The 9,190-nt window shown below is 38.5% G+C and carries 9 protein-coding genes; all 9 read left to right on the top strand.

What is annotated here, in order from left to right; translation table 11 throughout:
- Window positions 1-87: 87 nt before the first annotated feature.
- The 9 genes from MWH30_RS12695 (at window position 88) to MWH30_RS12655 (ending at window position 9,096) form a co-directional block, all read left to right on the top strand.
- Entirely contained in the window at window positions 88-549 is a 462-nt protein-coding gene (locus MWH30_RS12695; RefSeq protein WP_248664467.1) for a response regulator, read from the top strand.
- Window positions 550-671: 122 nt separating this feature from the next.
- Complete coding sequence (locus MWH30_RS12690) at window positions 672-2,123, top strand: menaquinone biosynthesis decarboxylase (protein WP_248664466.1); 1,452 nt, start codon at window positions 672-674, stop codon at window positions 2,121-2,123.
- Window positions 2,107-2,958, top strand: a complete 852-nt coding sequence (locus MWH30_RS12685) for a UbiA-like polyprenyltransferase (protein WP_372494185.1) — start codon at window positions 2,107-2,109, stop codon at window positions 2,956-2,958. Before MWH30_RS12690 ends, MWH30_RS12685 begins: the two co-directional genes overlap by 17 nt.
- A 42-nt stretch (window positions 2,959-3,000) precedes the next feature.
- Complete coding sequence (mqnE, locus tag MWH30_RS12680; protein WP_248664464.1) at window positions 3,001-4,095, top strand: aminofutalosine synthase MqnE; 1,095 nt, start codon at window positions 3,001-3,003, stop codon at window positions 4,093-4,095.
- Window positions 4,095-4,946: a menaquinone biosynthetic enzyme MqnA/MqnD family protein gene (locus MWH30_RS12675; RefSeq protein ID WP_248664463.1), complete on the top strand. Its 852-nt coding sequence runs from the start codon at window positions 4,095-4,097 to the stop codon at window positions 4,944-4,946. Before mqnE ends, MWH30_RS12675 begins: the two co-directional genes overlap by 1 nt.
- Window positions 4,933-6,012, top strand: coding sequence for a cyclic dehypoxanthinyl futalosine synthase (mqnC, locus tag MWH30_RS12670; RefSeq protein ID WP_248664462.1), 1,080 nt, complete (start codon window positions 4,933-4,935; stop codon window positions 6,010-6,012). Before MWH30_RS12675 ends, mqnC begins: the two co-directional genes overlap by 14 nt.
- 343 nt (window positions 6,013-6,355) lie before the next feature.
- Entirely contained in the window at window positions 6,356-7,696 is a 1,341-nt protein-coding gene (locus tag MWH30_RS12665; RefSeq protein WP_248664461.1) for an amidohydrolase family protein, read from the top strand.
- 12 nt (window positions 7,697-7,708) lie between these two features.
- Window positions 7,709-8,311 (top strand): UbiX family flavin prenyltransferase, encoded by a 603-nt coding sequence (locus MWH30_RS12660; RefSeq protein ID WP_248664460.1) that lies wholly within the window; start codon window positions 7,709-7,711, stop codon window positions 8,309-8,311.
- A 38-nt stretch (window positions 8,312-8,349) separates the two neighbouring features.
- Window positions 8,350-9,096: a Rossmann-like domain-containing protein gene (locus MWH30_RS12655; RefSeq protein WP_248664459.1), complete on the top strand. Its 747-nt coding sequence runs from the start codon at window positions 8,350-8,352 to the stop codon at window positions 9,094-9,096.
- The last annotated feature ends 94 nt before the right edge of the window (window positions 9,097-9,190 follow it).

The raw sequence follows: 9,190 nt of genomic DNA, 5'->3' as shown, positions 1-9,190 counted from the left end.
ACTTTAAATTTGAGTATTGTGAGTGAATTATAGACTTATTAGAAGGCTATTCTATTTTGTTTTTGCAGTGCAATCATAGAAGAAGAATTGGATTATGAGGTAGTAATAATTGCTTTGACAGCTTTTGTAACTCAAGAGGAAGAAGAGAAAGCTAGAAAAGCTGGTTTTACTGCTTTTTTGGCTAAGCCTGTAGAAAAAGAAGCTTTATTTAAAGAGTTAAGTAAACATTTGGAGTATGAGTTACTCGAAGAAGAGGAAGTGGAACAAGAAGTTTCGGTTAAAAAAGAGATTGATTTAAATGATTTACTGAAAGTTTTAGAAGAAGACTTCTGGTCTAGATATGAAAAGATAAATGAGGCAATGATAATTAATGAGGTTGAAGAATTTGCTGAGGACTTGCAAAAAGTAGCAGAGGATTATGGGATGGCTAATCTAAGTGATTATGCTCAAGAAATGTTAGTTTATGCAGCAAACTTTGATTTGAAAAACTTAAAGAGGACTTTACAGGAGTTTCCAAACTGGATAGAGAAGCTAAAAGAAGTTAATTAATAAGTTAATTAAAGAAGGTTTTTGCTTATTTATGTTAAATTATATTAGTGGAAGTATAGATAGATTGTAGTTTGGGCAGAGTTAATTGTTAAATTAATATTGAGGAAAGAGGTAGATAGGAGATGGCTTATCAAGATTTACGAGAGTTTATCGATTTACTAGCAAGAAAGAATTTATTAAAACGGATCACTGCTGAAGTAAGCAGTGATTTAGAAATTACGGAGATTTGCGACCGAGTTTCTAAAGAAGCGGGCCCGGCTTTGCTGTTTGAAAATGTTAAGGGTTCGGAGTTTCCAGTTTTAATTAATACTTTTGGCTCTTATGAGCGGATGGAATTAGCTTTAGAAGTTGAAGATTTAGATGACGTTGGGCAGAGAATTGAAGGGATGTTAAAGCTGCCTGATATCAAAAATAGCGGTTTCTTTAAGAAATTGAAGACCTTACCTAAACTAAAGGAAGTGGCAGATTACTTTCCTAAAACGGTACGTTCCGGGCCCTGTCAAGAAGTAGTAAATAAAAATCCTGATTTATCTGAGTTACCTATTTTGAAGTGTTGGCCTGGTGATGGAGGTAAGTTTATTACTCTACCTTTAGTCTTTACTAAAGATCCTGAGAGTGGCATCCCTAACGTAGGGATGTATAGACTACACGTATATGATGAAAATACTACCGGTATGCACTGGCATTTGCATAAAGATGGGGCTGAAAATTATCGTAGTTATGAAGCTGCCGGAGAAAGAACTGAAGTAGCTGTAGCTTTAGGGGGAGATCCAGCTACTATTTATGCCTCAACTGCACCCTTGCCTAAGCAGATTGGAGAGATGCTATTTGCTGGCTTTTTGAGAGAGAAAGCAGTGGAGATGGTAGAGGCTAAGACGGTGGATTTAAAGGTGCCTGCTCATGCTGAGATAATCATTGAAGGCTATGTGGAGCCAGGTGAGCGGCGAGTAGAAGGGCCCTTTGGCGACCATACCGGTTATTATTCTTTAGCTGATGAGTATCCAGTATTTCACGTAACCTGTATTACTCATCGTAAAGATGCTATCTATCCTACTACTATTGTAGGCAAACCACCTATGGAAGACTGTTATCTAGCTAAGGCTACTGAACGAATCTTTTTACCGCTTTTACAATTACAGCTACCGGAGGTAGTAGATATGAATTTACCTCTAGAAGGTGTTTTCCACAACTGTGCTATTATTTCTATTGATAAAAGTTATCCGGGCCATGCTCATAAAATAATGAATGCTATCTGGGGTTTAGGACAGATGATGTTTACTAAGGTGATAATTGTAGTAGACGCTGAGGTGGATGTGCATAATCTTTCTGAAGTGGCCTGGAAGGCCTTTAATAATATTGATCCAGAACGGGACTTAAGTATTGTTAAAGGGCCTTTGGATATTTTAGACCATGCTTCACCTCAAGATAAATTTGGTTCCAAAATAGGTATAGATGCTACTAAGCCTTTAGCTAGTGAAGGACATAATCGAGAATGGCCGGAGGAGATCAAGATGAGTAAAGAGATTAAAGAGTTGGTAGATCAGCGCTGGAAGGAGTATGGCTTTGAAGATTAAATTAATTGCTAAGTTAATTAAATTCGAACATACCATTTTTGCTCTGCCCTTTGCTTATTTAGGGGCCGTAATGGCAGCGGGCGGAGTACCAGCTTGGAGAAAGGTGTTTTGGATTACTCTGGCCATGGTAGGTGCTAGAAGCGCAGCTATGGCTTGGAATAGGCTAGTTGATTGGCAGATAGATGCTGCTAATCCTAGAACTAGCGAGAGAATTTTACCACAAAACTTATTAGACAAGGGAGAAGTAGTTATTTTTATTATTTTAGCTGTAGCTCTATTGTTGATATCAGCCTGGCAGCTTAATCCCTTAGCTTTCAGGCTTTCACCTTTAGCTCTCTTTTTCTTGATCTTTTATTCCTATACTAAACGATTTACTTGGCTGTGTCATCTCTTTTTGGGTTTAACTATCGGCTTAGCTCCAATAGGCAGTTGGATTGGAGTTACTGGAGAGATAGCTTTAGCAGCTCTAATTTTGGGTTTAGGAGTCATGTTTTGGGTGGCCGGTTTTGATATTATCTATGCTATTCAGGATTATGAATTTGATAAAGAGTATGGTCTCTATTCAATACCAGTTAAGTTTGGCCCTGCCAAGGCTTTACGAATTGCAGTTAGCTTTCATATAATTACTTTTTTAGCTTTGGTAGGAGTAGGACTTTATTTACAACTTAGTTGGTTATATGCTGTAGGAGTTATTATTGTAGGTGTTTTGCTTTTAGTAGAACATAGTTTGGTAAAGCAGGATTTTGAGAAGATTAAGTTTGCTTTTTTTAATATTAATAGTGTGGTGAGTATTACTGTTTTTGTTTTTTCGGTGCTTGATTATTTGCTTTTATAGAGCGATTATTAAAAATCTCCATTTCTAAAGGAGGAAGTTTACATGGAAGAGCTATTCAATGATTCACAATTAAATGATATCAAAGATAAAGTACTAGCCGGAGAAAGGCTGACTAGAGAAGATGGAATTCGTTTAATGAAAAGTAATGATCTACTAACTATCGGCTACTTAGCTGACTATGTACGCCAAAAAAAGTGTGGCGATAAAGTCTATTTTATCAATAATCGTCATATCAATCATACCAATATCTGTGAAATTCAGTGTAAGTTCTGCGCCTTTGGCAAAGAAGAAGATGAAGAGGGAGCTTATACAATGAGCTTAGAACAGTTAGCTGAGGCGATAGATGATTCACCACCGGAAATTTCGGAACTGCATATTGTAGGCGGCTGTGATAATAACTTGACTCTAGAATACTTTGAAGAGATGCTGCGTTTGGCTAAGAGAAAAAGACCTGAAACTCATATTCAAGGTCTGACAGCGGTGGAGATAGCTTTTTTAGCTGAAGAGAATAGTTTAAGTGTCAAGGAGACTCTAAAGCGTTTGCAGGCTGCTGGCTTGGATTCTATTCCTGGGGGAGGGGCAGAGGTATTCAGTCCGCGAGTTAGAGAAGAGGTCTGTCCTGATAAGATCAGCGGTGAGAAGTGGTTATCGGTAATGGAGACGGCTCATAACTTAGGAATCAGAACTAATGCTACTATGCTTTATGGTCATATCGAAACAGAGGCGGAGCGGGTTGATCACCTGTTGCAGTTGCGGGAGTTACAGGATCGTACTGGTGGCTTTATGACCTTTATTCCGCTGGCCTTTCATCCAGAAAATACAGAGTTGGAAGAAATCAGTCCTACTACTGGCTATGATGACTTGAAGGTTTTGGCTGTTTCTCGTTTACTTTTGGATAACTTTGAACATATCAAGGCTTTTTGGATTATGCTAGGTACTAAGTTGGCTCAGGTTTCTTTGAACTTTGGAGTTGATGATCTCGATGGGACAGTAATTGAGGAGAAGATTACTCATGCTGCCGGGGCCCAGACTAGGCAGGGACTGACTAAGCAAGAAATAATAACTATGATTGAGAAGGCGGGCCGTATTCCCGTGGAAAGAGATACTGTCTATAATCATCTTGAGGAGCTAAGCTGATGAGCTGGCCTTTGAAGTTAGGAATGGTGGACTATATTAACTGTTGGCCGGTTTATTACGGTCTAGAATCAGGAGCGGTGGAGTTGGAGGCTGAGTTAGTTAAGGGCCCGCCGGCAGAGCTGAATGAAGCTTTTTTACGAGGGGAGCTGGATATTACTCCTATTTCCTCTATTGAGTATGCGCGTAACTTTGAAGAATGCTATATACTGCCTAATTTAGCTATTGCTTCTGATGGCCCGGTGGGTAGTATTTTTCTTTTTAGTCGCTTGGATATTAGAGACTTTGGAGGTAGGAAAGTAGCTTTACCTAAAGACTCGAAGTCTTCTATAGCTCTGTTAAAGATTTTATTAAAGCTTTACTATCAGGTAGAAGTGGATTATACTATCTGTAAACAGAGTTTAGAAAAGATGTTAACTCAAGCAGAGGCTGGGTTATTGATTGGTGACCCAGCTTTAAGAGGTTATATTGAACATAGAGACTCTCAACTGCAGATAACCGATTTAGGAGCCGCTTGGAAAGAATTCACCGCTCAGAAGATGGTATATGCTATTTGGGTAATTCGCAAGGAGTTAGCGCATCAACAGCCGGAGTTGGTAAATGAAGTCAGTCGCAAGTTATTACTTTCTAAAGAGTTAGGTCTAAAAAACTTTGAACTATTAGCAGCTAGAGCTAAAAAGGAATTAAACTTTTCTTTGCAGATCAGTAGCAAATACTTTAATAGCCTACGCTATGATTTTGATAGAGACTATCAGCAAGGAGTTTTAAAGTATTTTGCTGATGCTCAGCAGCTTGGCTTACTGACTAAAGAAGTAGAGCTTCAGATTTGGGGTGAGGATTATGGAATCAGTTAAAAATATCTTAGTTAAAGCTAAAGCTGGAGAGAGAATTTCTAAGCAAGAGGCTCAACAGCTATTAGAGAGCAATCAACTGTTAGCTATTGCTAAAGTAGCTAAGTTGATTAGACAAAGGTTACATCCAGAAAATAAGGTAAGCTTTGCTATAGATCGCAATATTAATTATACTAATGTCTGTACAGCTGAATGTAACTTTTGTGCTTTCTATCAAGCACCGGATAGTAAGCAGGCCTATTTATTAACTAAAGAGAGCATCTTTAAAAAGATTGCCGAGACTATTGAATTAGGGGGGACTCAGATTTTAATGCAGGGGGGGCTCCATCCTGAACTGGATTTGCACTATTACCTTGATCTTTTGCAGGCTATTAAAGATAGATTTGAGATCCATATTCATTCCTTGTCACCACCGGAGATTGTACATATTGCTGAACAGGCTGGACTTTCGATTACAGAAACATTAAGGAGGTTAAAGGAGGCCGGCTTGGATTCTTTGCCGGGGGGAGGGGCTGAAATTTTAGTAGATCGAGTTCGAGAGATTATCAGTCCTAATAAGATTAAGAGTCAACAGTGGTTAGAAGTAATGCGGAAGGCTCATCGATTGGGAATGAAGAGTACAGCTACGATGATGTTTGGCAGTGTAGAAAAGCCGGCGGAACGAATAGAGCATTTAGCAAAGATTAGAGAGTTACAGGATCAAAGTGGAGGTTTTACAGCCTTTATTCCCTGGACTTTTCAAGCTACTAATACTGATTTAGCAGAAAAATATAAGCTAAGTCCTGCTACTGCCACGGAGTATTTACAGTTAGTAGCAGTAGCTAGGATATTTTTAGATAATATACCTAGCCTGCAAGCTTCTTGGGTAACACAGGGAGAAAAGCTGGCCCAGGTTTCTTTAGATTTTGGAGTTAATGATTTTGGTAGTACAATGATTGAGGAAAATGTGGTTAAAGCAGCAGGAGTAGCCTTTAGAGTTTCTTTAGAGAGAATAATAGCTTTAATAGAAGACACCGGGCGAAAGGCTGTGCAGCGTGATACTCTCTATAACGAGTTAAGGACTTTTTAAAGATAATAGATAATAAAGGATAGAGAATAGATTAAAGCATAAAATCTTAAAAATTTAGGTTGTTGAATAAAATATTTTGCCAGTAATAAATAAGTATTCCTTTCAATTTAAATACGCAATGTGAGGTCAGCATTAATATATCGAATGCGTCGTAAATTAGCTCGGAGTGCACGGAGAAGGGAATGGAGTATTTTGATTCTTAAAAGCAAATAGATTTAATTATTCAACAAGCTAAAATTAAAGGGGTTTAAGGTTTAGTCAGAACTTAGTCAGATTTTAGTCTGCGTCAAAAAAATGTTTTAAGGATTTTGAGTAAATTAATGCTGATAAGGAGGCTTTAAGTATGATTTTAACTGCTGATTGGGTGCTACCTATTAGTAGTCAGCCGCTTTCAAAGGGAGCGGTAATGATTAAAGAAGGGATAATTCAGTCTGTAGGTCGTAGAGATAGTGTTTTAGCTAAGTATCCTAAGCAGCAAGTAAAGGACTTGGGAAGTGTAATTTTAATGCCTGGTTTGGTTAATCTACATACTCATTTGGACTATACAGTTTTGAGAGGCTTAGGTGATGATCTTATTTTTTTTCCTTGGCTCAGTAATTTAGTGAGAAAAAGTAGGAGTTTGGATTATCGAGAGCTATTACTTTCAGCTAAGTTAGGAGCTTTAGAGCTCTTGGCCGGCGGAGTAACTACTATTGCTGATACTACTGCTACTGGAGCTTCTTTGGAGGCAGCTACAGAGTTGGGTTTAAGGGGGATTATCTATCAGGAGGTTTTTGGGCTTGATGTCAATCAATTAAACTACACCTTGAATAAAGCTCAGCGCAACTATGAAAATTTAAAGTCTCAGGCTGGAGAGAGATTGAGGGTTGGTTTAGCTCCTCATGCTACCTATTCGGTAGGGCGAGACCTATTTAGAAGATTAGATCAACTCTCTCAAGCAGAAGGGATTCCGCTCTGTACTCATGTGGCTGAGACTCAAGAAGAGCTGGACTGCTTATTAGCTGGAAGAGGGCCTTTGGCTACTGACTATCGACGAGCTGTAGGTTGGCAGGATATATTTTGGAAGCCTCCCCGTCAGACTCCGGTTAAGTACTTAGCTGATTTAGGAGTTTTAAGTGATAGATTATTGGCTGTTCATTTGGTACATGCTAATCAAGAGGAGTTTGAAATACTGGCTGAGGCGGGAGTGAAGGTAGCTTACTGTCCTAAAAGCAATGCTAAATTGGGCTCAGGTATAGCCGATTTGCCTGCTATGTTGGAAAATAATTTACTAGTTGGCTTAGGCACTGATAGTGCGGTCAGCAATAACTCTTTAGATCTATTTTCAGAGATGGAGTTTGGGCTGTTGGTGCAGCGAGCTGAGCAACAGAGGGCGAAAGCAGTAACAGCTCAAGAGATGGTGGAGCTAGTTACCATCGGGGGAGCTAGAGCTTTAGGATTAGCAGCCGAGATAGGTACTTTGGAGCCGGGTAAAAAAGCTGATTTGACGGCTGTTAAAATCGATAATTTAGCTAATCAACCGGTTTATGATCCCTACTCTACTTTGGTATATACGGCTTCCAGTCGAGATGTAATAATGACCATGATTGATGGAGAGATAGTTTATCAAGGTGGGCCAGAGTTTGGCGAACAGTATTTAAAGGAAGTAAGGGAGCTTAAGAAAAAGATTGAAACTGGAGAATAGGAGGTTTGGAATTTGTCAAAATATATAGTAGGAGTTACAGGAGCCAGCGGTAGTATCTATGCTCAAAGATTAATAGAAGTACTATTAGCTAAAGATTATCAAATCTATTTAGTAATTAGCCAACCGGGCCAGCAGGTCTGGAGTAGTGAACTGGGGATAGAGTTAGGAGAGAGCACCCAGGAATTAGAGAGTAATTTAAGGTCTCATTTTAAGCTCAGCAAAGATGATCAATCACTACTCTGTTTTGATAATGATAATCTAGCCGCTCCCATAGCCAGTGGTTCCTTTAAAACAGCAGGGATGATGGTTATTCCCTGTAGCATGGCTACCTTAGCTGGAATTTCTTCGGGACGCGCTTCCAGTCTGCTGAAAAGAGCTGCCGATGTATGCTTAAAAGAAAAGAGACAATTAATAGTAGTCCCCCGCGAGACGCCCTTAAATGTAATCCATCTAGAGAATATGTTAAAGTTGGCCAGGTTGGGAGTAGATATTATTCCGCCCATGCCCGGCTTTTATAATCAGCCCCAGACTATAGATGATTTAGTAAATTTTGTAGTAGGTAGGGTTTTAGATAGATTAGAAGTTGAACATAATATATATCAACGATGGCAGTGATTGATAATTAATCTAACTTTTGATAAAGGAGTGAGTTGATGCTTGAACTACTAAAAGATAAATTGACCAATTTAGTTAAGAGTAATAACCTAAGGAGAGAAGAAATAATCATTAATGCTCGACCGCTGTCCACTGAAGAAGCAATTGGCAAGACAACTAGAGATAACTTTCCTTTGCAGACTGGGAAGGAAGTTCTTGTACAAGCAGACTTTAAAGGTAGTTTAGGTCAAGCCTTTACCGATAGCCCAAAAAGCTTTAATGGTAGTATAGATGATATATTGAGTTTAGACTTAGATGATAACTTTAATCTTGCCTTATTAATTGCTACCTTAAATGCAGTTACAAGGCACTTAGGAATGGTCAATAGTACTATTCATTGTCAGAATGAAGAGCCTGAAAACTGTGGAAAAGAGATAGCCACTCAATTATTAGCTGAGTATGGAAAGGATACTCGGATCGGTATTATTGGCTTTCAACCGGCTATTATTGAAAATATTTCTCAAAAGTTTGCTAAGGATAAAGTTAAGATTAGCGACTTAAATCCAAAGAATATCGGTACTGAAATAGCAGGCGTTAAAGTCTGGGATGGGAAGAAGAGAACTGGAGAATTGATTAAAGAGAGTGAGCTTATTTTAGCTACAGGTTCTACAATTGCTAATAATTCTTTGAAAGAAATTATATCTTTGTGTGAAGAGTATAATAAAGAATTAATCTTATTTGGAACTACTATTGCTGGAGCTGCTGAATTATTGGAATTAAGGCGGATCTGTCCTTATAGCTGTTAATTAATAGTTCACCTGATACATAGTGTAAAATAAGTATAGGTAAATTTAGTATAAAAACTAGAAAAGGGACTCCTCTTTTGATAAAGTGTTAAGT

Origin of the sequence: Fuchsiella alkaliacetigena (assembly GCF_023227765.1) — a bacterium.
Taxonomy (GTDB): Bacteria; Bacillota; Halanaerobiia; order Halobacteroidales; family Acetohalobiaceae; genus Fuchsiella; species Fuchsiella alkaliacetigena.
Note: the sequence above shows the minus strand (reverse complement) of the source record. Positions and strands in the feature narration are given on the sequence as shown.